Source organism: Enterococcus sp. 12C11_DIV0727, from assembly GCF_002148425.2.
Lineage (GTDB): Bacteria > Bacillota > Bacilli > Lactobacillales > Enterococcaceae > Enterococcus_L > Enterococcus_L lemimoniae.
In genome coordinates, this window is sequence record NZ_CP147248.1 from 1,274,020 (window position 1) to 1,299,850 (window position 25,831).

18 protein-coding genes are annotated in these 25,831 nt (G+C 37.0%); 3 read left to right on the top strand and 15 right to left on the bottom strand.

The genetic code is table 11. The features are described 5' to 3' along the window. Positions 1 to 168: 168 nt before the first annotated feature. Positions 169 to 2,085, top strand: coding sequence for a PTS fructose transporter subunit IIABC (locus A5866_RS06125; RefSeq protein ID WP_086278838.1), 1,917 nt, complete (start codon positions 169 to 171; stop codon positions 2,083 to 2,085). Positions 2,086 to 2,295: 210 nt separating this feature from the next. Next, positions 2,296 to 3,072: an SDR family NAD(P)-dependent oxidoreductase gene (locus tag A5866_RS06130; protein ID WP_086278837.1), complete on the top strand. Its 777-nt coding sequence runs from the start codon at positions 2,296 to 2,298 to the stop codon at positions 3,070 to 3,072. Positions 3,073 to 3,440: 368 nt separating this feature from the next. Here the strand turns inward: A5866_RS06130 and A5866_RS06135 are convergent, their stop codons facing one another. The 7 genes from A5866_RS06135 to A5866_RS06165 form a co-directional block, all read right to left on the bottom strand. After that, the gene (locus A5866_RS06135) at positions 3,441 to 4,772 is read right to left on the bottom strand and encodes a hypothetical protein (protein WP_086444074.1); all 1,332 of its coding nucleotides are present in this window, start codon (positions 4,770 to 4,772) and stop codon (positions 3,441 to 3,443) included. A gap of 242 nt (positions 4,773 to 5,014) precedes the next feature. Further along, a complete protein-coding gene (locus tag A5866_RS06140) occupies positions 5,015 to 6,259 on the bottom strand; it encodes an MFS transporter (RefSeq protein WP_086444073.1) in 1,245 nt (414 codons plus the stop codon). Positions 6,260 to 6,390: 131 nt separating this feature from the next. Next, positions 6,391 to 7,758 carry an allantoinase AllB gene (gene allB / locus A5866_RS06145; protein ID WP_086278834.1) on the bottom strand — a complete coding sequence of 456 codons (1,368 nt, stop codon included), beginning with the start codon at positions 7,756 to 7,758 and terminating at the stop codon, positions 6,391 to 6,393. A gap of 257 nt (positions 7,759 to 8,015) precedes the next feature. After that, positions 8,016 to 9,476 (bottom strand): allantoin permease, encoded by a 1,461-nt coding sequence (gene allW, locus A5866_RS06150; RefSeq protein WP_086278833.1) that lies wholly within the window; start codon positions 9,474 to 9,476, stop codon positions 8,016 to 8,018. 179 nt (positions 9,477 to 9,655) lie between these two features. Then, positions 9,656 to 10,876 (bottom strand): dicarboxylate/amino acid:cation symporter, encoded by a 1,221-nt coding sequence (locus tag A5866_RS06155; RefSeq protein ID WP_086444072.1) that lies wholly within the window; start codon positions 10,874 to 10,876, stop codon positions 9,656 to 9,658. A gap of 73 nt (positions 10,877 to 10,949) precedes the next feature. After that, positions 10,950 to 12,230 carry an MFS transporter gene (locus A5866_RS06160; RefSeq protein WP_086278831.1) on the bottom strand — a complete coding sequence of 427 codons (1,281 nt, stop codon included), beginning with the start codon at positions 12,228 to 12,230 and terminating at the stop codon, positions 10,950 to 10,952. Between the two features lie 212 nt (positions 12,231 to 12,442). Then, positions 12,443 to 13,651: a pyridoxal-phosphate-dependent aminotransferase family protein gene (locus tag A5866_RS06165; protein ID WP_086278830.1), complete on the bottom strand. Its 1,209-nt coding sequence runs from the start codon at positions 13,649 to 13,651 to the stop codon at positions 12,443 to 12,445. Positions 13,652 to 14,655: 1,004 nt separating this feature from the next. Between A5866_RS06165 and A5866_RS06170 the strand changes: the two genes are divergently transcribed. Then, positions 14,656 to 16,296: a PucR family transcriptional regulator gene (locus A5866_RS06170; protein ID WP_086278829.1), complete on the top strand. Its 1,641-nt coding sequence runs from the start codon at positions 14,656 to 14,658 to the stop codon at positions 16,294 to 16,296. A 76-nt stretch (positions 16,297 to 16,372) separates the two neighbouring features. On the opposite strand, the gene arcC is transcribed toward A5866_RS06170, so the two are convergent. The 8 genes from arcC to allC form a co-directional block, all read right to left on the bottom strand. After that, the gene (gene arcC / locus A5866_RS06175; protein ID WP_086278828.1) at positions 16,373 to 17,311 is read right to left on the bottom strand and encodes a carbamate kinase; all 939 of its coding nucleotides are present in this window, start codon (positions 17,309 to 17,311) and stop codon (positions 16,373 to 16,375) included. Positions 17,312 to 17,323: 12 nt separating this feature from the next. Next, entirely contained in the window at positions 17,324 to 18,175 is an 852-nt protein-coding gene (locus tag A5866_RS06180) for a DUF2877 domain-containing protein (protein WP_254907531.1), read from the bottom strand. A 3-nt stretch (positions 18,176 to 18,178) separates the two neighbouring features. Beyond that, positions 18,179 to 19,447: a DUF1116 domain-containing protein gene (locus tag A5866_RS06185; RefSeq protein WP_086278826.1), complete on the bottom strand. Its 1,269-nt coding sequence runs from the start codon at positions 19,445 to 19,447 to the stop codon at positions 18,179 to 18,181. 15 nt (positions 19,448 to 19,462) lie between these two features. Continuing rightward, a complete protein-coding gene (fdrA, locus tag A5866_RS06190; RefSeq protein WP_086444070.1) occupies positions 19,463 to 21,220 on the bottom strand; it encodes an acyl-CoA synthetase FdrA in 1,758 nt (585 codons plus the stop codon). 154 nt (positions 21,221 to 21,374) lie between these two features. Continuing rightward, positions 21,375 to 22,424 carry an ureidoglycolate dehydrogenase gene (allD, locus tag A5866_RS06195; RefSeq protein ID WP_086444069.1) on the bottom strand — a complete coding sequence of 350 codons (1,050 nt, stop codon included), beginning with the start codon at positions 22,422 to 22,424 and terminating at the stop codon, positions 21,375 to 21,377. A gap of 220 nt (positions 22,425 to 22,644) precedes the next feature. Next, the gene (gene allD / locus A5866_RS06200; RefSeq protein WP_086278823.1) at positions 22,645 to 23,712 is read right to left on the bottom strand and encodes an ureidoglycolate dehydrogenase; all 1,068 of its coding nucleotides are present in this window, start codon (positions 23,710 to 23,712) and stop codon (positions 22,645 to 22,647) included. A 24-nt stretch (positions 23,713 to 23,736) separates the two neighbouring features. Beyond that, positions 23,737 to 24,522: a (S)-ureidoglycine aminohydrolase gene (gene allE / locus A5866_RS06205; protein WP_086444068.1), complete on the bottom strand. Its 786-nt coding sequence runs from the start codon at positions 24,520 to 24,522 to the stop codon at positions 23,737 to 23,739. A 21-nt stretch (positions 24,523 to 24,543) separates the two neighbouring features. Continuing rightward, a complete protein-coding gene (allC, locus tag A5866_RS06210; protein WP_086278821.1) occupies positions 24,544 to 25,770 on the bottom strand; it encodes an allantoate deiminase in 1,227 nt (408 codons plus the stop codon). Positions 25,771 to 25,831: the final 61 nt, after the last annotated feature.

Consider the following 25,831-nt stretch of genomic DNA (forward strand, 5'->3'; position numbering starts at 1 on the left):
CTTCAAGAGCTAGCCTTTCAGCTTTTAAAACTATCTAGCTACGCGGGCTAGTTCCTCGGAAAAAAAGATAAAATCTGATTGTGGCAAAGAGCGCCACCCTCATATTTTCCTATTTTTCTGTCAGAGCTGGACGAGCCCGCTGAGCTTTTAAAATTAGGAGGAAAAGTAATGAACATTAAAGACTTATTAGTCAAAGACGTAATGATCATGGATTTGCAAGCGACCGATAAAAAAGGTGCAATCGATGAAATGGTTCAAAAAATGTATGATGGCGGACGTATTTCAGATATTGAAACGTATAAAGAAGGCATTTTAGCTAGAGAAGCGCAGACTTCAACGGGTCTTGGTGACGGAATCGCCATGCCACATGCTAAAAATAGCGCGGTTAAAGAAGCAACTGTCCTATTTGCCAAAAGTAATAAAGGGGTAGATTATGAAGCGTTAGATGGTCAGCCAACTTATTTATTCTTTATGATTGCAGCTCCAGAAGGCGCTAACGACACTCATCTTCAAGCCTTAGCTGCTTTGTCTCGATTATTAATCGATCCAGATTTTGTCGCACAATTAAAAGAAACGAAAACACCTGACGCAGTCCAAAACTTGTTTCAATCAGCCGAAGAAGCAAAAGAAGCTGAAGAAAAACAAGAACAGCAAGAACAGTCAAACGCAGACGATTCAGATCGTAAATTTGTTGTAGCAGTTACTGCTTGTCCAACTGGAATTGCGCATACGTATATGGCCGAAGATGCGTTGAAGAAAAAAGCCAAAGAAATGGGCGTTGAGATCAAAGTAGAAACAAATGGTTCTGAAGGAATCAAAAACCGTTTAACAGCTGAAGACATTGCCCGAGCTGATGGTGTGATCGTTGCAGCCGATAAAAAAGTAGAAATGAATCGCTTTGATGGTAAAGAACTTGTCAATCGTCCGGTGAGCGACGGTATTCGTAAAACAGAAGAACTGATCACGATCGCAACAAACGGTTCAGCACCTATTTTCCATAGCTCTGAATCTGATTCCAACGAAGCAGATGACTCAGCAGAAGGATCGATTGGTTCTAGAATTTATAAAGACTTGATGAACGGTGTATCACATATGTTACCTTTTGTAATTGGTGGCGGAATCGCGATTGCACTCTCATTTATGATCGATCAATTTATTGGTGTTCCTCAAGATCAACTAAGTATGCTTGGTAATTATAATGAAGCGGCTTCTTGGTTTAATCAAATTGGCGGTGCTGCTTTTGGCTTCATGTTACCAGTCTTAGCTGGATTTATCGCTTCAAGTATTGCTGATCGACCAGGACTTGTCGTTGGTTTTGCTGCTGGTGCTTTAGCTAATACTGGTGGAGCTGGTTTCTTAGGTGCTTTAGTTGGTGGTTTCCTAGCAGGTTATGTCATTATTTTCTTGAAGAAAGTACTCAAAGGATTACCTAAGTCACTAGACGGCATCAAAACGATTTTATTTTATCCAGTCTTTGGTTTGTTGATCACTGGCGGTCTGATGCTTTTGATCAATATTCCAATGAAAGTCATCAACGATGGATTGAATAATTTCTTATTAGGTTTAGATGGTACAAACGCAGCACTTTTAGGGGCTTTACTTGGTGGTATGATGGCAATCGACTTAGGTGGTCCAATCAATAAAGCAGCTTACGTATTCGGTACTGCTTCAATCGCTGCAACGGTTACAGAAGGTGGCAGTATTATTATGGCTTCTGTTATGGCCGGTGGTATGGTTCCTCCATTAGCTATTTTCATTGCAACATTGATCTTTAAAAATAAATTTACGAAAGATCAAAAAGATGCAGGATTAACAAACTTGGTGATGGGCTTGTCATTCGTTACTGAAGGGGCAATTCCTTTTGCAGCTGCTGATCCTTTACGGACGATTCCAAGTTTTGTTGTTGGATCAGCCTTAGCTGGCGGATTAGTTGGTGGATTCGGTATCCGCTTATTAGCTCCTCATGGTGGTATCTTTGTAGCTCTTTTATTGAGTCATCCACTTTTATATTTAGTATTTATTGCAATTGGCGCAGTTGTCTCTGCTCTTGTTTTAGGTATCTTGAAAAAACCAGTTCCACAATAAGTAAAATGACTGTCTCCAAAGTAACAGACTCTTCCCTTCTGTTACTTTGGAGGCTTCTTTTTATAAAAAATACTATTTTGGGTTTGTATCATTCGCTTAAAAAAAATATCTATATTAAACTTATACTTAAGAAATGCGCATTCTTTACACATTAGATTATTTCACTAGTAAGATGATCATTGTTTAGAATACTTAGAAAGGATAACTATAATGAGTATTCATTATAGCGGTTTTTTTATTATGAATAGACTATCAGGTAAAGTAATGTTGATCACAGATGGACAAAGCAGTCTCGGTGCTGCAACAGCTAAATTAGCGGCCAAAGAAGGAGCAATCGTTGTTTGTACAGGCAAACATGTGGAGAAAATGGCCACTATTATTTCTACTATCATCGAAACAGGTGGTATTGCAACAGCCTTTAAACACGATGTTCGTTCAATCCTTAGTTGGCGCAAAGTTATCGCTGAAACCATAAAAAAATATGGTAAAATCGATATTTTAGTTAATAATGCTGGTATTTCTTCACCCAAAATAATTTTGGATCTATCCGTAAAAGACTGGAAAAAAATTCAAGAAATCGACTTAAATAGTCTTACATATGGTTTAAAAGAAGTGATTCCTCTTATGATAAAAAATAACGGCGGATCGATCATCAATGTTTCATCCCTTCAAGGTTTAGTCGGTCTTCCAGACAGCAATCCTTATGTTGCAGCCAAAGATGTGATCCGTTCGCTATCGCTTGATGCTACATTTGAATATGCTAAGCATAATATTCGGATAAATTCAATTTGTCCAGGTACGATCGAAACACCTTTGATAGAAACAACCTTTCCAACTATCAGTCCATACTACAAAAAAAGTGTCCAATTTCCTTATCTAGGAAAATCAGAAGATATCGCTAACGGAATCATTTATCTAGCTTGCGATGAAGCTAGTTTTGTTACAGGTGCAGAACTTGTGATCAATGGAGATAGAGTTGCTTTATAAACTATTATCTAAAGGCTGTTTCAGCAATTCAAAAGAGGTTAGGACAGGAGTGTTTAACCCCGAGAAATAAGAGGGAATTCACGAAAATTGCTCTTCAAATTTTTGTGAATTTCAGCTTATTTCCGAAGCCTTCAAATCTTAGTGCTTTAGCACTTAGAGTTTGATGTGATCGAAGCGTAGCGTAGTGGTTGCTTCTGCATCTACGGTTCTCGTTTCACTCCGATCCTCGAAGCATAGAGGACCGTTTGCTCCCACCGTTTATTCGCATTTAGGGTGTGAAACAAAAGTGCTTTTTACTTTTGTCCCACACCCTTCTTTGTAAATCGATCGCCGGATTTAACTTATTTTTATTACAACTTCCACTTTTCCTATTCACTAATATCGATCGTCTGATTGATCGTCTCCAAATAACTAGAATCTAGAAATACAACACGCAAATGATTCTTCGCTTTTTCCAAATCAAATCTTGTAGAAGATTCCTTCTGCTTTAAATTACTGATATTCACATCAAACAATTTATCCCACAAAGCCTCTAACGGAAGCTGTTGAATCGCTTCTTTTGGTAAATAAAAACGTAAGACTGAGACAAAATCGTCATATTTTTTATCCAACACATTAATTTCCAGAAATTGACGAATATAAAATTCATATGCCGAAAGGCCATCGTCAATGGCCATCTTAGGATCCAATACCCGATAATTCATCATCTTACGGCTCTTTTCATCGATCCAAGGAAAGTAAGCTTGCGCATTTAAGATTCCTTTCGTACGATTCACTACATATTTTTGCCGCCTATTGTCATAGCTTCTTGTGACAAAATATGTGGCATTTTTTTTCTCAACTGGTTGATAGTAACTATTTTGATATTGTACTGTTTGAATAACCTCTTCAACAAAAGCATACTCGATAAACGGTGGTCTTAGGACCCCGGTCCCGTTATTCCAGGCCAATTGATCATAGCCCATCTGATCTCTAAATAAGCGTTGGTATTTTTGATTGACTGGTAACTCCCAATTGAATGGATCATTGAATAAGGTTATCTTGATGACTTGGCTTCCCAACTCTTCAACTGTCTGAACTTGTTGTACTTCCATAAAAATCGGTTTAGGAATAATTTGAGTATATAGACTTGAATAATACATCTTCCAACAAGAGGTCAAACACAACCCTTTGAAATAAACATCGTAACCCGCTAGCTGATTACAATCAATGATCACTACTTTTTTCTGATCATATCGTTTCGGCAATTGTTTGATTTCACTACCTGTTTCAAAGGTTCTTTTTTCAATATTTTCAACATTATTATATAAATATTCATCTAACGAACGAATATATCCATACATGCCATTTTTAACCATTCGAGTATCATAATAATCCTCAATCATTGTTTGATAAGCTGAAAAAGTATTACCAGCTAAAATTGTTTGTTCTCGAAGCGTTAATTTTGAGACATGGAGCTGAAATTCGCCACTTTGAGCGTCTACTTTGATCCATAGATTTTCATCTTCGGTAAGATGTTGAATTTGACATGTGATAGCTTGTAGGCTAAATTGCCGCACTTCTTCATCCCCAAAACGATAGGTTTCAGGAGTCGTTACTATTCGTAATAAACTCAACCAATCAAAAACATCTTGTTTCAATTCAGTTAATGAAACATTCACCCGAGTCATAACCATATAGATTTTCTTTGTTTTTTTCATTTTGCTCCACCTCATTCCTTGCGTTAAGTATAACGAAAAAAAAAAGAGACTTCATCTAATATACTTATGAAATTATAAAAGAGAGGATTTTTAGAGTTATTGTCAAAGAAAGTCCATTTAAAAAATTAATTTTACTAAAAATAGTATAAAAATAATGATTTCAGCCAAGCCTAAAAAAACACCTTATTTCTTACAAATCTCAATAATTTGAAAGAGATAAGGTATCTTTTTATTTAGCCATTTCAATTTATTTGTTTGCTTTTTTGATCCACAATGCGATTAATTATATACAACAAGAGTGTCCCGATACCGATAATTGCAATTGCCAAATAAAACGCGTAGAGTTTTGAGCCAGTGATATCTGAAATTTTCCCTGTTAACGACGGAACAATTACTGAAGCGGACATTCCAAAAAAGTTAAACACTCCATACATTGTTGCAACGCTGCCTTTAGGTGCTGATTCTCCTAGCCAAGAAATAATGATCGGTTCGACCGCTAACTTTCCAAAAAAACCGTATGCCATAATGCCAATTACTAAAATCATTTGATTCGTTGTCGTGACAGTCAGAAACAACACACTAGCAGCTAAAATCTCAAGTACGATAATCAATTGTACCTTTTTCATGGGAATTCCATCTGCAATCCGGCTAAAAATCAATGCACCAGGTATAGCAGTAAAAAATACTAGCGAGGAAGCCAAGCCCACTGATGTTCCAGAAAATCCTTTTTCGGTTTCTAAAAAATTGGGCAACCATGTATCGATCAGATAATATGTGTATAACGTTGAAAAATATAAAATATAGGCTGAAATCATTCGAGGTTTAAACAACGCCTTAATTGAAACGTGCTTTTTCTTTTCGGAATACTTACTAACACTTGATCCCTTTTTCGGTTTTTCTAAATGAATATAACGTAAAAACATGACGACAGCCATTAAAATCAATACGATTGTAGCAAAAATCAAGGCTTGCCATGGCAATATTCCTGTTCCAACCAAATAACTGGAAGAAATTAGCCCTAGACCGCTACCAATCGCAGTTCCGCTATTGACGATTGCAGTCGATAAGCTTCTTTTAGAAACCGGTACATATTCTGCGGTCAATGAATAAGCTACTCCATAGTATGTACCACACCCTAAACCTGCAAGAATACTTCCAATAAACACGACCCCAATATTTTGAGCCAAACCAACAATCACCGCACCAAGTCCAAACAATAAGAAACCAGGAATCAATATCTGCTTCTTCCCTAACCTATCTACAAGCAACCCTGATGGTATTTGCATACAAACATAACCTAAAAAATAAAAACTTGAAATGTGTCCTAGCTGTGCATCCGTTGCACCACCAAAATACTCACTAATGATTGGATAAATAGGGGTCAATATTGTTCGATAGATCCAGATAACGATCCAACCGATCGTTAATATATAGATAATTTGCTTCCAATAAGGCGTTCGTCTATTACTACCTTTAAGTTCATCCATAATTTGTTCTCCTTTTTAAGGTTCAATCACTAACTAAGCTGCATTTCTATTTCCCCTCTAAAATAAGAAAAATCAGACAATAAAAATAATTATTTTTATGTCTGATCTTCCCAACCACGCTATTAACTTAATTATTTCTTGATAAAGGCACCCACAAAATCAGTAGCCACTCCTGATTCTTGCGAATAGATAACATGACCTCTTAGAACTGTTTGAACAACTTGAGCACCAATTTCACGCCCAATATAAGGACTAATTTTATTACGATATTCCAAATCCTCAGCTTTTAGTGTATAAGGAGCATTTGGTTTGATCAACACAAAATCAGCATCTTTCCCTATACTGATCCGACCTTTTTGATCCAGATCATAGCGATCAGCTGGGTTCGTCGCAATAATATCCGCAAATTGTTTTAATGACATCCCTCTTTTTTGAACCCCTTCGTCAAAAAGAACATCGACATTATTTTGAACACCAGAAATACCGCCCCATGCTTCAAAAGCATTCGCTTTATCTTTTAAATCAGGCGTACATGGAGAATGATCAGATGTTACAAAATCGATTTCTCCAGTTAAAACTTTTTTCCACATACCATTTTGATTTTCTTTATCACGGATCGGTGGTGAACATTTAACAACTGGTCCAATTGCATCCAACTCATCTGTATCAAAATATAAATAGTGCGTACAAGTTTCACACGTAACATCAACACCTGCTTCTCTAGCCTTGGTTACTTCCTCTACACCTTCTGGACAAGCAATATGACAAATATGAATACGACATCCCGTTTCTTTGGCAAATAAAATGGCTCGACGAATTGGTTCTACTTCTGTAAAGACTGGACGACTGGCTACATAAGCTTTCAGTGTTGTTTCACCATTTTTATACGCAATTTCACCTAATTTATCGGTAATGGCTGCATTTTCAGCATGAATCGCCAAAACTTTACCTGTTTTAGCAACTTGTTTCATCCCTTCATAAAGAGAGTAATCATCAACATTCATAAAATCTCCATCAATGCTACGATCACCACAAGTAGCCATAAAACACTTATAAGCTGCTACGCCACCAGCATCTAGCTCTTGAATTCCGCCTTTTAAATTAAAGGGCACTACCCCGCCAAATGAGCCAACATCCGATTTCAGTTTTCCTTTACCAGTATTATATTTAATTTCCAAAGACTCACCATCAACTGTTGCTGGCACTTGGTTTAAAGGCATTTCCATAAATGAGGTAACCCCACCTTTGGCACAAGAAGCGGTTCCTGTAATATACCCTTCCCATTGATCACGATAACCACCACCAGGATCGGTAATATGCACATGAGCATCCACCATACCAGGACTGACCACTAAGCCTACCGCATCAATGACCTTATCCGCTTCTCCAAGATCACTCCCAATCGCTGCAATCAACCCATCTTTTACGGCAACATCTGTTTTAACTTCTCCCGACTCCAGAATAACTAAACCATTTTTGATTATTAGATCATAACTCATATACTTTCCTCCTAAATTTAAAAGCGGAACAAATCGGTTAATCCTCTAAAAAATTAGGAAATTAACATTGAAACGTTCTTTGTTTCACTATTAATTTATCTATTTTCCTAAGGATTGATTTGTGCAGCTAGATACTATTAAAAGCTGAATAGGCTCGATTAGGCTCGTAGAAAAATAGGAAAATACGATTGCGACGCTTTTTGTCACGAGCATATTTTGTCTTTTTCAGATTGGCAAAAGCGTAACCCGCACAACTATTATTTTTTATCAAAGAATTTTCTTAATAGCAAATATAAAACAAAAGCTGATACAAAACCTGAGATCCAAGAAATATCAGAAATTATTTTCAATGCTGGGATAAAATTACCACTTAAACAGATCACTAAAGCCACAATAGTTGCTACATAAGCAGGTTTATTCAGACCCTTATAACTATTTTGACTATTATCTGCCTTTGGATCCATATATAACTGATTCAAGTCGATCTTTTGTTTTTGAACAAAATAGTAATTTGCAATCATTACTCCTGCAACTGGTCCTAAAACAGCACCAATCGTATTCAAGAAGATAAAGATACTTGCTGCATTTTCCATCAATTTCCACGGCATAATTAGAAAACTAATCACACTAGCGAGTAAGACCCCTTTTTTATAATCAATTTTCTTAGGGAATAAGGCACACAGCTGATAGGCAGCTGGAATAATATTTCCAGTAGCATTAGTAGAGACAGTCGTTAATAAGAATACTAGCATTGCTACAATAATTGCAAATGAATTATCCCAACGGTCAACGATATTTAGAATATTCCATTCTTGAATACCATAACGAATTGATCCACCGATCAAAATCACTACACTTGAAAAAGCAAAGATACCATAACCAACTAAAAAACTAGCTGTTTGACCGATTGTTTGATCTTTGGTTGATTTTGCATTTTGAGTAAAATCTGAAACGCTAGCCCCTGGTGCTGCCCAAACAGCTAAAACAGAATTGATGATCATCAGATAGACAAATACTGGCGAAATATTATGGGCTGCACCGGCAACATCATAAGATAAAATTGGACCAAGTCCGCCGACCGCACCAATCGCCCAAATAGCCATGCCACCAAAAACAATATAGATCAGCGGACTTAAAATTGCTGTAAACTTATTAAGAATCTTCCCCCCGCCAAAACCAATCAGCATATTGACAACCCAAAATAACGTGAAAGCAATCAATCCAGGAACCGAAATCCCTAAGATCACCGTGTCTCCTCCAAGAGTCAAAAATCCCGGCCAAATTTTACCAATCAAAATCAACAACGCCAACGAACCTGTATAATTCTGTAAGCCAAACCAAGCGATTGCTGCCACACAACCTCTAAGAAATCCTGGAAGCTTCGCTCCAACATCTCCATAAGTTGACCGTAAATGAATAGCAAAAGGAATGCCATACTTTGATCCTGCTCGACCATTAAATGTCATAAATAAAGCAACAGCTAACGCACTGATTATCAAAGCCAGCATAATGTTGATAGGAGAAAGGCCTAAAAATAAAAATCCTCCGACCGCTGTGTAGTTGGGGATATTATGAACGGATCCCATCCATAAGGTAAAATAATTCAATTTCCCCATCATTCTCTTTGATAACGACTTGGGAAGTAGATCTTCATTATAGCCACGCTCTCGATAACGTTGAAGCTCTTCTTCCGTGATTTGATAATCTTGGTTTTCCATTAATTCGCCTCCTTTTTAAATGTTTTTATTACGAAAAATTTTTTTCGCTAAATAATAGTAAGCCTATCTTAAAAAATCCTAAAGAAAAACTTGACTAAAATAATTTTTACTATAAAATAACCCTTGAAAATTAGCAAGTAAATCCAATTTTCAAGGGTTTATTCCATTATTATTAATATTTATGAATTAAACACATCATAATTTAACTCTTTTTCATCAGCTGCAACTATTAATGCTACGGTTGTATCTGCATCAACATTCAGTAAGGTTCTGAACATCCCAGAAAACCAATCGATTCCCGCCAATAATGCAATACTTTCTGTTGGTAAACCCAGCATAGGCATAACTGTCGCAAGTGCTACTAAACCACCGCCAGGCACAACAACTGTCCCTAAACAAGCTAATGTTGATAACAAAACGGCTTTGACCAACTCGCCAACACCCATCTGAATATTGTAAAACTGGGCAAATGTTACGATTGCTAGCGATAAAAACATTGCTAAGCCATTACTGTTTAAAGTCATTCCCAGTGGCATCACCAATTTTGAAATCCGATCGCTGATGCCCAATTTATCACGGCCATCTTCTATCTGAATCGGTAACGTAATAGCTGAAGAAGTCGTAGTAAATGCAACAATGGACATTCTCCACATATTTTGAGCTAGTTTTTTTACACTTACTTTACAGTACAAAGCAGTTATCAATAACCAAACGACTAAAAATAGTAAGGCGCTGATTGCAAGTGTTAGTAAAAATTTCATTAATGTTAGTAAGACACCTGTACCGATAGTCCCTATAACAGGAGCAATTAGGCAAAATATACCGATTGGTGCAAGTTTCATGATCAATGTTACCATTTTCAAGATCACGTTATTAAACGCTGACACAACATCTAGTAAAATCGAGTTTTTATCTTTGTCTTTGATCAAGCTTAACGCTAAACCAAATAATAACGAAAAGATGATAACTTGGATCATATTGGCTTGTGCCATAGCTTCAATAATATTTTTAGGGATAAAATCAATGATGATTTCTTGTAAACTCTCTGTGCTGGCACTTATCGCCCCCATTTCAATGCCAGAAGTTTCTAACCCTTTACCCGGTTGAATCAATAAACCAAACACAACACCGATAATAGCAGCTAAAATAGTTGAACCCATAAACCATACAAAAACTTTTAAGCCGATTTTTCCAAGTTCTTTTGCTTCTAAACTTCCGACTGCTTCGATGACTGCCCCCATAATCAATACGACTACAGACATCTGAATCAGTCGTAAGAATAAATCTCCTATGACTTTAAATGATTCAACTTTATCTTGGAAAATGATTCCCACTAGGACGCCTAATATAGTGGCTAACATTACCTGATTGGTCATACTCATGTTACGAATTTTTTTCATGACTGGTTTCCTCACTTTTAAGATATCATTGGATGATTTATATAATCACAAGTTATTAGAAATCTAGCCTTTATTAAGCTTTTTGTTTTTTGTTAAGATTCGCTAACAAGAATAAAATGGTTCCAACCACTAATAGAATAACTGAAATATAAAAGCCCATTACTTTTGAACCAGTAGCATCTGAAATCGATCCTGTTAATGTTGGAGCGATAACTGAAGACATCATTCCGAAGAAGTTGAATACACCAAGTGTTGTACCAATTCCAACTTTAGGCGCATTTTCGCCAAGCCATGAAATAATGATTGGCTCCACTGCAAGTTTTCCTAAAAATCCATACATGATCAAGCTAATCAATAAAAATGTTGAATTAGTTGCTTGAACTGTAAACAATAACATTGCTGCAGCTAGAAGTTCTAAAATCACGATAAATTGAACTTTTTTATGCATATATTTATCTGCTAAACGACTAAAGAACAACGCTCCTGGAATTGAAGCAAATGCAACCAATGATGCAGAGAAACCAATTGCTGCACCTTCAAACCCTCTTTCAGTACCCAAGAAGTTTGGTAACCAAGTAACTGTCATATAATAGCCGTAACATGTTGCAAAGTATAAAATATAAGCGAATAACATTTTTGGTGCAAATAATTTTTTAACTGATACATGTTCTTTTTCTACAACTGGAGCGTCTTTCGCAACAGCTGCCGCTTCTGCTTCTGCTTCTGCAACTTCTGATTGTGCTAAAAATTCAGCATCTTCTTTATTATTACGAATAATTGCTACAAATGCGATTAACATTACAACAATCAATGCTACCGAAATATACATCATTGTTTGCCATGGGAATTGTAACTGAACAACTAAGAAACTTGATAAAATCAACCCTAAACCTGAACCAACGGCTGATCCACTATTCACGATAGCAGTAGAGAAACTTCTTTTTTCTTTAGGAATATTTTGAGATGTTAGAGAATACGCCGAACCATAAAATGATCCACAACCTAAACCAGCTAAAACACTTCCGATATAAATCATTGAAATACTTGTTGCTTGAGAAATCAATAAAGCGGCTAATCCAAAAACAATAAAACCTGGAATCAATACTTTTTTCTTCCCAATTTTATCTACTAAAAAACCTGCTGGAATCTGCATTGCTACATATCCAAAAAAGTAACAAGTAGAGATAAAGCCTAACGCTGTATCCGTGATATTTCCGCCTAATGATGCATTAATCTGCGGATATGCAGGTGATAAAGCTGAACGATAAACCCAGATCGTTACCCAACCAGCACATAACAAAATAACAATTTTTTTCCAATAATCCATTCCTGAACCCTTACTTTTTGCATCCATGTCTTTTCCTCCATATGTTATTTTTTATATGTCTGATAATAAAAATGTTTGTGCAATTTCACTTCAAACTTATAAAAGAATAACTTCTTATTCACTAATAATTGTAAGCGGTAGCAAACTTTCACGCATCATTATTTTTCACAAACTTGTCAAAAAGTTTGTGCAAAGCGAACAATCACTTGTTCTTTCACACAAACAATTTAACATCAATTCTATTTTTTATAGATATTTAATGCCGCTTTGACAGCTTCACCTTTGTTGATTTGGGCACCATAATAATTAAGTGCACCTTCCAAAGCTGATAATACATGCAGTACATTTGATTTTCTACTACTGTAACCCATATTGCCAATACGCCAGACTTTTCCTTGAAGCGCACCAAAAGAAGAGGCAATTTCTACGCCAAATTCGTCTAACATTAATGCTCGGACTTGTTCGCCATCAATTCCATCTGGAATCATAATTGGCGTAACAGTTGGCATCTTAGTTGATAGATCTCCATAAAAACCTAAGCCCATTGCTTTTATCCCAGCAACGATCGCTTGATCATTTTGAGCATGGCGAGCATAAACATTGTCCATACCTTCTTTGATCATCATGCGTAAGCCCTCATGCAGACCGTAGATCATGCTTGTAGCTTCTGTATGATGATTGATTCGCTCTTCACTCCAATAACGCTGTAACTGGCTTAAATCAAGATAATTACTGCTGATGTGATTTGCGTTACGGATATCTTTACTTAAACCCAATTCTTTTTGATAACGACTTGTTAACACTTTTTCTACTCGGTCATTATAAGTAATCAATGATAAACCTGATGGTACACTCACACATTTTTGTGTTCCTGCAATCGCGATATCTACGCCCCAAGCATCGACTTCAAGTGGCACACCACCATATGTTGCAACCATATCTACAACGAAGAAAATATCGTTAGCTTGACAATGTTGCCCAATTTTTTTCATTGCTTGCATTTGTCCATTAGCAGTTTCACCATGGACCATAGCAACGATTTTTGGTTGAAATTTTTTGATTTCCTCAATGACTGTTTCTTGTTCAAATGGCGCATCCCATTCTTTTTCAAGATAATGAATTTCAGCTTGTGCACGCTCACAGATTTCTCCCAAAAGATAAGCAAAACGACCATAGACTGGAATCAAAACTTTATCACCAGGTTCAATCAAGGCAATCAAAGCAGCTTCTAAGCCAGAACGAGATGTTCCATCGACAGCAAAAGCTTGTTTATTTTTTGTCCCGAAAGGAATTTTGATCATTTCTTTTACTTCATCCATAATTTGTAAAAAGGCTGGATCAAATTGACCTAAAATTGAAGCAGACATTGCTCTCAATGCTACAGGATGAGCCTCAACAGGTCCTGGCGTCATAATAGTTCTACTTGGTACTGATATTTCTGAAAACATAACGATTCCCTCTTTTCCGTTTTAGTTTCATCCTACCCTTATATCTGAAAAAGTCATTGTCACTTTTGAATAAAAAATATGAATATTCGGTTATTATGTACAAACCCTTCTTGAATCTGCATACGCTATCATTTAGAATAGGAGATATGATGAGAAATACAGCTATCTAAATTAGTAATCTTGATTATTTTTACGCCCAAGCATCACACTGAAATGATTGGTGTAACTTGATTAGGATACATATTACAATAATTTATTATCTAGCTTCAAGAGCTAGCCTTTTGGGAAAAAGATAAAAAAATAGATGAGGTAAAAAGCATCTCAGGTATTTTTTCCTATTTTCCTGTCAAGACTGAACGAACTCTTTCAGCTTTAAATGTTATCTAGCTACATGGGCTTGCCTCTCGGAAAAAAGATAAAATCTGATTGTGGCAAAAAGCGCCACCCTCATATTTTCCTATTTTTCTGTCGGTGTTGAACGAGCCCATTATACTTTTAAATTTATCTAGCTACGCAGGCTTGCTCCTCGGAAAAAAGATAAAATCTGATTGTGGCAAAGAACGCCACCCTCATATTTTCCTATTTTTCTGTCGGTGTTGAACGAGCCCATTATACTTTTAAATTTATCTAGCTACGCAGGCTTGCTCCTCGGAAAAAAGATAAAATCTGATTGTGGCAAAGAACGCCACCCTCATATTTTCCTATTTTTCTGTCGGAGCAAAACGAGCCCTTTATGCTTTTAAATTTATCTAGCTACGCGGGCTTACTTCTCGGAAAAAAGATAAAATCTGATTGTGGCAAAAAGCGCCACCCTCATATTTTCCTATTTTTCTGTCGGTGCTGAACGAGCCCATTATGCTTTTAAATTTATCTAGCTACGCGGGCTTACTCCTCGAAAAAAAGATAAAATCTGATTGTGGCAAAGAGCGCCACTTTCATATTTTCCTATTTTTCTGTCGGAGCAAAACGAGCCCGCTTCGCTTTTAATATTAGGAGGGAATCCATTGACCACTTTAGAAGATTTGTTAAAAATACCAAGATTTTCCGATCTAAAAATATTAACTAACCCTACAAATGCCAATACCATCGTTGAAAGTATTGAAATTTCTGAGACACCTGATGTGGCCAATTTTATTCCGAAGAAAATTTTTCTTTTAACGACTGCGATGGTTTACAAAAATAATCAAAAAGAGCTTTTTACTCTGATTGATTCTTTAAAAGAACAAGAAGCAGCTGGGATCGGTATCAAGGTTGGACGTTTTATTGAAACAATTGATCCTGCTATTATCGATTATGCTAATGAGATCAATTTCCCTGTTGTTCAAGTACCTAGCAATCAGCCTTTAGGGGCTTTGTTGCACCAATTGCTAAACTACTTGTGGGATACTAAAACAGAGCAGCTAAGTTATGCGTTAGATATTCAAAAGCGCTTTTCTGATTTGTTGATTCATGATGTAAGTATTGCTCGTTTTATCGCAGATTTTGGTAAAATGATCAATACACCTGTGATTTTATTAAGTCCTTATCGTAAAGTGATCGCTCATTCAAAACATTTTACTCAGACGTCAAAGCCTGCTGAATATTATGTTGAACAACTCGTTAGTAAATATGACAACTGGAATGAAGATAGTCATACCTCCTTTATGATCAAGGATCTAAATCAAGAACCATTGCAGATTGTCGGATTTTCAGTTACAGGGAATAGCTATTTTCCACATCACTTACTAATTTTAAATCCACAGCAAGTTCCTTATCCAATGTCGGAGTTTGCAGTTGAACAGGCCTGTTTAGTCTTGTCTTTTATGTTGTATAAGAATCAAAAAGTTCAGGAATCACTAGATTTTCTTAAGAGTGATTTTTTAGGTCAACTCGTTGAATACCAACAAACACCTCATCAGTCCAGACGTGATTGGCTCGATCTTGGTACCAATTATGGATTAAAGAAAAGTACACAGTATCAGGTTGTTTATTCTGCATGTAGTCAAACTACTGCTACTGCTACAAAGATCAAATACCAACAAGAAGAAAGTGATGTCGCCTTTCAATGGCTACAAGAAACATTACCACCAAGGATCAAACATGTCAGTATTTTTAAAGTGAAAAATACAAATCACTTAGCGATTTTAATTCAAAGCAGAGTAGAAGATCTAGAAAAAATCTTAACTGAACTATCGCTGGCGCTCTCTGAAAAGCTACCAATCACTTTGACCTTTGCTTTAGGTAATCTGTATGAAACAATCGAGCAAATCGCTAGTTCTTTTATTGAGGCTAAAACAGCTTATGAAGAAATGCTGACGATGACAGATGGCTCACTAACTCATCGTTACCATCCTAAAGGGATGAAGAGTTTATTTGAGAAAATGAGTCTTGAAGATATTCATTATTTCTGTGAAACAACTTTAAAAGAGCTTGCGTATCCAATTGAAGACTCTTTCATTGAGCTTCGAAAAACATTACAGTGCTATTTAAGTTTTCAATGTGAAATTTCAAAAACTGCTAAAGAGATGTATTTACACCGTAATACGATTAAATATAGAATCGATCATTGTGCAAAGTTACTTGGAAAAAGCATTCAAGACCCAAATAATAGTTTGAATTTACGTTTGGCTTTAGAGTTATCCGAACGATCTAATCAACATCAATAAAAAAATAGAAGTTGAATGAGGAGGCTAGGACAGAAGCGTTTATCCATTCCTCTTTCAACTTCTATTTTGATTTTATCTAGCCTGTGATTCTTGTGCCAGCTCTCCCTAGTAAAGCTTGGTCAGCTTCTTCTAAAGAACAGATGATGGCAGTTTTACCTTGTGCAGCAAAACCAATTGCAGCTTCCATTTTTGGTCCCATACTTCCATCTGCAAAATGACCTTCATCCATATATTGTTGCGCTTGTTTTACAGAAATCGTTTCTAATTTTTCTTGATTCTCTTTGCCATAATTGATGTAGACATTACTTACGTCTGTCAACATCATAAAGACATTGGCATCGATTTGCTCAGCTAATTTTTTACCCGTACGATCTTTATCGATAACAGCTTCGATTCCTTTTAACAAGCCATCTTGATCACGAACAACAGGAATCCCCCCGCCGCCGCCTGCAATAACAATCGTGTTGCGATTTAGTAAATTAACGATTGCATCTACACCATGGATAGCTTTTGGTTGTGGTGAAGGTACGACACGACGGTAACCACGACCAGCATCTTCCATCATCACCCAATTTTTCTCTTGCTCCATTTGTTTAGCTTCTTCTTCTGAATAAAAAATTCCGATCGGCTTGTTTGGATTTTGAAATGCTTCATCATCCGCTGACACTTCAGTTTGAGTTAATAATGTAATCACATTGCTCGTCAAACCTTTTGTTTCCAACGAATTTTTCAAACTTTGCTCTAACATATAACCAATAAAACCTTGTGACTCTGCATTACAAACATCTAAAGGAAATGGTGGAACCACGTCTTTGGCTTCTTCATTTTGTCTTAAAATATTCCCAACTTGTGGACCGTTACCATGTGTTAAAACGATTTCATAATCGATTTCTTCTATCTTTGCAACCAATTCAGCACTTACCTTAACATTATCTAGTTGTACCTCAAGTGTTGCTTCTTGGTTTGGCTTTAAAATTGCATTGCCTCCCAATGCGATTACGACACGATTTGCCATAAAAATCCTCCTTCATTTGCTCCTATAAAATTTGATTGTAGTAATTAAGCCGGCCAGTAAATCAACACCTGATGTGTGACCTACGCTCATGATAGCTTCTGCGGCATGTGCTATTTCTTCTTCATTACTATTTGTTGTTAATGCCGTTACTAAATTCCGTACCGGCTCACTAAAACGGCCTGATAATGCGCACAACAAATAATGCTTGCTGATATCTGTTGTTAGAAACTGTTCTGTTAACAGTTCAGTAAGTAAATTTATTAATGTGGAATTTTCTTCTTTTAATAGAATTCTTGCAGCTAGATGACCGACGACCATATCATCACCAGATGGTGTCAACCCTGGACCTCTACCTATAAGAAAATCAAGACCTGATTCTTGCTGTGATTGCTCTTCTAAACATAAATACTGAATGGCTTCACTAAATAGATTTCCAACTTTTACAAAATTAGCCAATGTGTTTTGACTGCCAGTTTCTTTTGCTACTGTATTTGTATATGAAAGCAGTTTTTCTAAACTAATTGTCAACACTTCTTCAGTTCGCTCTATTTTAGACGAGTAGGGTTTCCCATGCATCAGAAATAGATGTTCGTTAGAAAAATGGAGACTATTTTGCTGCCAGATTATCTGTTCATTGATCTCAACCGTTTCTAGTAAATTGGTAAAATCAGTTGCATCTAAATAAATTCCATTCGGCATAAAAGGATAGTTAGTGGTCGTGATGACCACTAACTGTTGTTTCCTCTCATCTTGAAGATTGAAACTACTTTTATATTTGCTGTGAACGTGCCATTTTTGTACCCCAATGTCATTGGTTAACAGATTTTCATCGATAAAACGAGCATTAACAAACAATGTCTTCACCTTTTATTCTGTAAAACCTAATTTTTTTGCATAAGCTAAAACAGCTTTTTCAAAACAATCGATTGGCGGTGTTACTGTTCCTGCACCAATCTGACCTAAACCAGCTTTTTTATTCGCAATTCCTGTATTGATAACTGGAAGAATTCCTGTTTCAACAACTTTTCTAGCGTCAATTCCAAGACAAATTCCTTTAAAGTCCCATGTCGGAACTGGGAAGTTTGGATTTGTATCAATACAAATCTCTGTCATTTCATTACTGGTATTCAATGCATCATAGAAGCCACCTGAACCCACAAAACGTGTTACAGCAGGTGCTGCGATCATTGCCATACCCCCAACACCAAATGTCTCTGTAATCGCACTGTCACCCATATCTGGTGCTGCATCTGCTTCACTGAAGCCAGAGAAATATAACCCTTGAGGCGTGTTAACAGGACCGGTAAACCATTCGTCACCCATACCTGCAATACGGATTCCAAATTCATGTCCATTTCTACACATAGCTGTAACGATCGTACCTTCTTGTATTTGTCTTGCCCCATCCATAACGGCTTTCGCTGAAGCCATCATAATATTTAAGAAAAATTGATCCGTGTCTGCTAAAAATTGAACCACTTCTTCACGTTTTGTTTGATCGATTTCAGTCAACCCAACAATGATCGGTGCCATTTCTTTCAAAAATGCTAATGATGCTGCAATATTACGTTGGTGAAATTCATCCCCCATAGCAATTGCTTTAGCAACCAACACATTGATGTTCAAGCCGTCTTCTTTTGTTTTTAAAGCTGCACTTAAAACCGGTGCCAACGTGTCTCTCATCCATCTTAAACGAGTGATTACTTCATCAGAATAAGCACCAAAACGTAATACCGCACCGATTCCTTCGTTCATTGTACAAAAAGCACGATTGCCATCTGTTTTATTTTCAACAACTAAAACTGCCATGTTAGCAGAAGTAATTCCGCCCATTGGTCCAACCGCATTCACATGATGACATGGAATTAATCTTACTTCACCAGATTCTAGCATTTTTCTAGCTTCTTCTTCGGTTTCACACCATTCTTCAAATAATGCTGCTCCGACACAAGCGCCTTGAATTGGGTCAACCATTTTATCGTAAGTGATTGGAGGTCCTGCATGAAGTAGGACTTTCCCTTCATTTAATTCTTGGATTACTGATTTTGCTGGAACTACATCTAATAAGAAAGGTGAACCAGCAACGATTTTTGCTGCTACTGCTTGGTTTGCTTCATCGATTGTTTTGTATACCATGTTTGTCATCCCTTCTTATTTACCTAATTCTACTTTATTTAAAAACTGTAGTGCTTTTTGCAAGGTGATATTTCCACCTGCAACTGGTTGCCAGTCATACTGAACGACTTTACCACCATGATTGATGATGGCCTCTGAGAAACTACGTAAACCAACGTTGATAAAGCCTTGATTTGTCAACAACGCTAACATTGCTTCTGTTGGCTCAATCGCAACTGGCGTTACTGCTGGTGCTGCTTCGATTGCTTTATCCGTTTGAGCTAATGGATGATCTAGGATCGCTAAAGCTAAACGAACTGCTTGTGCATTACTGTCACAAAGAATTACGCCAGCATCTTTCATTATTGTTTCTTGCTCATGAATATTTTGAGGATCTTCGTCCGTTCCTACAATCGTACTGATCACAAATAATTCTCTGCCTTCAGCTTTTGCATTTGCTTTGATTTCTTTGATGGTTGGTGCTAATTCTTGTGCCATATTAGCATGAGAACCGTAACCTAATACGACATCTAGTAAAATAATCGCTGTTTCAGGATCTTTTCCAGCTTCTTCTAACATTTCTTTACGTTTTGATGGATCAATCATTGGATGAGGTTTACCTTGCGTATAAACGTCATCTCCTAAGTCAATGATCTCATGTCCCTGATTTTTTAAGATAAAGCCTTCTGGTGCATGTTCGTCACCTGTCAAAGCAAGACCTTCTTTAATCAGCATTGCCGCTTCATAAGCAAGAGTTCCGCCGGAGTATAAGCCTTTAACATATTTTTGTTCAGGTTTGAAAGAATGAGCAGGAACTGTTAATGTTTCTTTCACAGCTTTAACATTTTCTTTATTCAATAATTGAACAGCCGTTTGAGCTGCTTCTTCTAAAGTATAAGCACGATATAGATTTTCTTCATGAGACGTTGGTTTTTCGCCTAGGAAAATCGTTACAGCTGGTTTTGAGATGCTTCTTAAAAGATTTAAGACTTCATCACGAACTTCTGGTGCAGGTGGTTTTGAGATTACAACAACCACTTCTGTGTTAGGGTCTTTTTCTAATGTCATGATACTATCTTTTAAAGTGATTCCGCCAATTTCAGCTTTTAAATCACGTCCGCCAGTTCCAATCGCGTTCGTTACACCGCCACCTAATTTGTGGATGATCGTTGTTACTTCTTGAATACCTGTACCGGAAGCTCCAACAACGCCGATTTTACCTTTACGAACAGCATTTGTGAATGCCACAGGAATCCCATTGATAATGCCCGTTCCGCAGTCTGGTCCCATTAATAGCAAACCTGCATCATGTGCTTTTTCTTTTAAGCGTTTTTCATCTTCAATCGCAACATTATCGCTAAAACAGAAGACATGTTTGCCTTCATCTAAAGCTTTTTCAATTTCAAGTGCTGCATGGGTACCAGGAATAGAGAAAACAACTACGCCAGTATCTTTACCAAGCTCAAAGGCTTTATCCCACGTTTTTACGACTTCTTCACCTGATGTGTCGCCGCCACCTTTTGTCTGTTCCTCTAAAAATACATCGATTTCCTTTAAAACTTGATTGATCAATGAATCATCTTCAATGTCTAACACGATTACCATGTCATTGGAAGAAGCTTTTTCTAATTCATCGGTGTATAAACCACCCGTTTTGAAAATATCTTTGTTAGCAGGTGTTCCCATCATAACAGAAACATTATGAACGCCATCGATTGTATTTAATTTGTTGGTTAATAACATCAAGACGATTGAATCTTGATAGCTATTTGCTTTAATAATTGTGTGCAGCATTGAAATTCCTCCATTTATTTAAAAGTGTAGTGGGCTCGCCATGTCTCGACTGAAAAATAGGGGAAATTGACAGTGATGTATTTTGTCACATTCAATTTTCATCTTTTTTTCCGAGAGACTAGCCCGCAAAGCTAGATATTTTGCTTTGTAAAATTTATTCCGCAAACTTATTTTTGTGATCATAACGATCATAATGAATATCATCGCTGATCAAATATTCGTAAATATCATCTACGATTTCAATTCCATTTTCTTCATAATTTTTTTCACGGGCACGTCCTCGTTCCCCGGGATAGTTCACTTCTGTAAAACCAGGACTTGGACTGATTTCTTTTAATTCATCCAACATTGTTGAAATATTCTTTTTAAAGACGTCTAAACCAATGAAGAAATCTGGATTGATCACAATGTGAAGCTGACCTAATTCGCGGCCTTTAGATAAATCATGATACATGGAAGAAACGTGTTTGCCAAATGGCACGCCTAGCAAAATACCAGATAAGATATCGACCATCATCATCAAACCATAGCCCTTAGGTCCAGCAATCGGCAACAATGCATTGACTGCTGTAGAATCGGTTGTCGGGTTCCCTTTGGCATCTACTGCCCAAGAATCTGGTATAGCTTCTTTTTTGGAACGAGCATGTAGGATTTTCCCCCATGCTTGAACGGTTGTTGCCATATCAAATGTAATCACACGATCGTCATTACTAGGTGCAGCAAAGGCAATTGGATTCGTCCCAAAGTAAGGTTCACTTCCTCCAAATGGTACAACCATTGGATCAGATTGGCAAACAGAGAGGGCTACCATATCTTGTTCTGCAGCTCTTTCCACATAATAAGCAAGCGCTCCACTATGAGAGATATTGCGGACTCCAACAACAGCTACACCATTTTTCTTCGCCATTTCGATTGCGAGATCCATAGCTTTTTTTGCTGCAACAAAACCAGAACCATTATCGCCTTCAAACATACCACAACTTGGAGCTGTTTGTTTAAAAGAAAAAGTAGGATCGTTGGTGATACCACCTTTGGCAATTCGTTCCGAATAATATTCCACGCGCATCGCACCGTGAGAATGAATTCCCCGTGCATCTGCAAATGTCAAAACATCACTTACGATTCCTGCATGTTCCTCTGACAAACCAGCTTTTTGTATTTTATTTTTGATTAGTTGATGTAAATCCGCTTTTTTTACTCTTATTTAAAACGCCTCCTTATTTTAAAGTGAAGCGGGCTCGTTCAGCTCTGACAGAAAAATAGGAAAATAAGTTTGTGACACTTTTGGTCACAGACATATTTTATCTTTTTTCCGAAGAGCTAGCCCGCGTAGCTAGATAACATACGGTAACAACGTTCCGCTTCGCTAATACTTGTACAAACCAACAACATTTTTTATACTATATCTTAATTCCAAAACAATTCTATTTTTTTTCACCAAAAGCATTTGTATTTTCATAGCGATCATAGTGAAGTGTATCGCTCTTTAAATAATCATAAATATCTTTTACGATATCAATACCCTCAACCATTGATTTTTCATAGTTGATTTGATTGATTTCACCAGGATAATAGACTTGCTCAAATCCGTCTGCTGCTGGAATTTCATGTAATTCTTCCACCATACCGTTCACAGATTCTTTAAACATCTCTAAGTCAGTGAAACGTTTTGGATCGATCAGAATATACATTTGACCAACATTACGTCCTTTGCTGATATCGTCATACATTGAAGAAACGTGTTTACCAAATGGCAAGCCTAACAACATGCCAGATAAAATATCCACCATCATCATCAAACCATAGCCTTTTGGTCCAGCAATCGGTAATAGTCCGTTAACTTTATGAGGATCCGTTGTTGGTTTACCGTCTTTATCAACAGCCCAAGTGTTCGGAATCTCTTTATTTTTAGAACGTGCATCTAAGACTTTACCCCACGCTTGAACAGTAGTTGCCATATCAAATACAACTGGCTCATGATCTTTTCTAGGTGCTGCAAAGGCAATTGGATTCGTCCCAAAATAATTTTCTTTTCCGCCAAATGGTACCACCATCGGATCTGATTGGCACATTGCGATTGCAATCAAATCTTGTTGTGCAGCTTTTTTCACATAATAAGATAACGCTCCGCTATGGCTGATTTTAGAGATTCCAACAGCCGCTACTCCTGATTTTTTTGCCATATCAATAGCATAACCAAGACCAACATCTGCAACAAATTGGCCCGCACCGTTCTTACCGTGAACAATCCCAGAACTTGGCCCAGTTTCCTCAAATTCAATTACTGGATCAAGCGTCACGCCGCCTTTATCGATTTGCTCTGCATAATATTCTACCCTAACGGCTCCATGTGAGTGGATACCGCACGCATCTGCAAATACCAAATGTGTCGCCACTTCATCTGCATGTTCTGGCTTTAAACCAGCTGTCGTTAATTTTTTTTCGATCAAATCATGCAATTCTTCTGGTTTCACTACAACAGTTTCATTCATTCTTAAACTTCCTCTTCATCTAAATTAAATTTCTGGATCACGGTTGCAATCTTTTGAGTAAACATACATTAACGGCTCGTCACGTCCGACAGCATATGCTGCTTGTTGGACATATGAACTCATAAAAATGTAATCCCCTTTTTCAACAGGCATCCATTCGTTATCTAAGTTATACATTCCTTGTCCAGAAAGTAAGTAAGCTCCATGTTCTTGATAGTGTGTTTCGATATAACCATGACTTGCTCCTGGTTCAAATGAAAGAATGTGGAAGTTCATATCAAAACCTAAATCCTTAGGTAAAAAGTCCCATAAAAGAACATCTTTCATACCTTCATATTCGATTGGTTCCATATCATTTACATTACCAATTACTTTGTGAGCTTCATATCCTTCTAATGGTTGATAACGTTTTTTGTATAAGAATATTTCCGTATCAGTTTCTTGACCATTTTCTAAATACATCAATGTACTAGCTGGTAAATAAGCATAGCCACCTTTTGTTAATTTGTGTGTTTCAGTACCGTCATTTACGCTTAAAACCCCATCAATCACATAAACGATCGTTTCAACACCTTCACCACCAAAACCACGTTGATTTTTACCCTCTTTATGCATAGTAATGATATAATCGACAAAATTTGCACCTAATTGTTTTGACCCTAAAATGGAACAATCACAGTTTTCAAAACCTGGAATTACATTATTTACTAACCCATCGTGCGGGATTAAAGCGTAATTATTTTTTTTGATTACAGCTCTAGATGATAATAAACCATCAAGATAGCCTGTTTGATTATTTTTATAACCCATTTTTATTTCTCCTACTTTCTTTTATTTATAAGCTAATTCATATAATGTGCTAGCTAGTACTTTCACCCCATTCACTAAATCATCAATATCTGTTGCTTCTGCTGGATTATGGCTAATACCATTAATACTTGGGACAAAAATCATTGCTGTTGGGAAGTTTGGTGCAATGATTTGAGAATCATGACCTGCTCCACTATGCATTACTTTGTATTTCATATTTTCAGCTTTAGCCGCTGTTTCGATCGCTGTTACGATTTCTTCATTCATTGGAACTGGCGCTTCATCCATCCATAAATCGATATCGATTTCTAAGCCATGTTCTGCTGCGATATCTCTCATCAATTGCTCGATTTCTTTTGTAAATGCATGTAACTCACCGCTGTCTGTATGACGGCAATCCATTGTAAATAGCACTTCTCCTGGAACAACGTTTACTGTATTTGGTTTAGGTTCAACTTTACCAAACGTTAATACTAGTGGATCGCCTACTTCTAACGCACGATCGATTGCTTGCGAACAAATTTTAGCAAATCCGTAAACCGCATCCTTACGGTAGCCCATTGGAGTTGTTCCAGCATGGTTTGCTTCGCCTTTCAATACAATTGTATAACGTCTTTGTCCTGCAATATTATTGACCACACCGATTTGCAATTGCTCTTTTTCAAGCACAGTCCCTTGCTCGATATGGATTTCTACAAATGCTTTGATGTCATCTCTAGCTGCTTTACTTTCGTCTCTAAAGTCAAAGCCATGGCGTCGCATTTCTTCGACAAATTTCAATCCTTCAAAGTCAGCGATTTCAAGAACATCTTCTTTCTTCGCTTCACCAACAAAGTTTTTACTACCCCAGAATACTGTAGGGAAACGGCTACCTTCTTCTTCGGCCATTGAAATAACTTCTAATGAACGTTTTGGTTTGCCGTGTGTTTCTAATAAATATTGGATCGCAACATACGCTGCAATGACCCCAAATTGACCATCTAAGTTCCCACCATTCACAACCGTATCGATATGAGAACCTGATAAGATGGTTTCTTCTGGATGTTCCGTTCCTTCTACTCTACCAAAGAGGTTACCGATCTCATCAAATGAAGCGGTCATACCAATTGCTTCTAATTTTTCTTTTACAGATTTTTGCGCTTCCAACCAAGAATCAGAATACAATAAACGTGTCATCCCACCGGTTGGGTCATTGCCAATACTAGATAAGTGATCGATATTTTCTTGTAAAACTTTTTTTAAATCCATTTGATACATCTCCCTCTTTTATTATCATAATCATTGTAAGCGGTTGCCCGTTTTCATACAC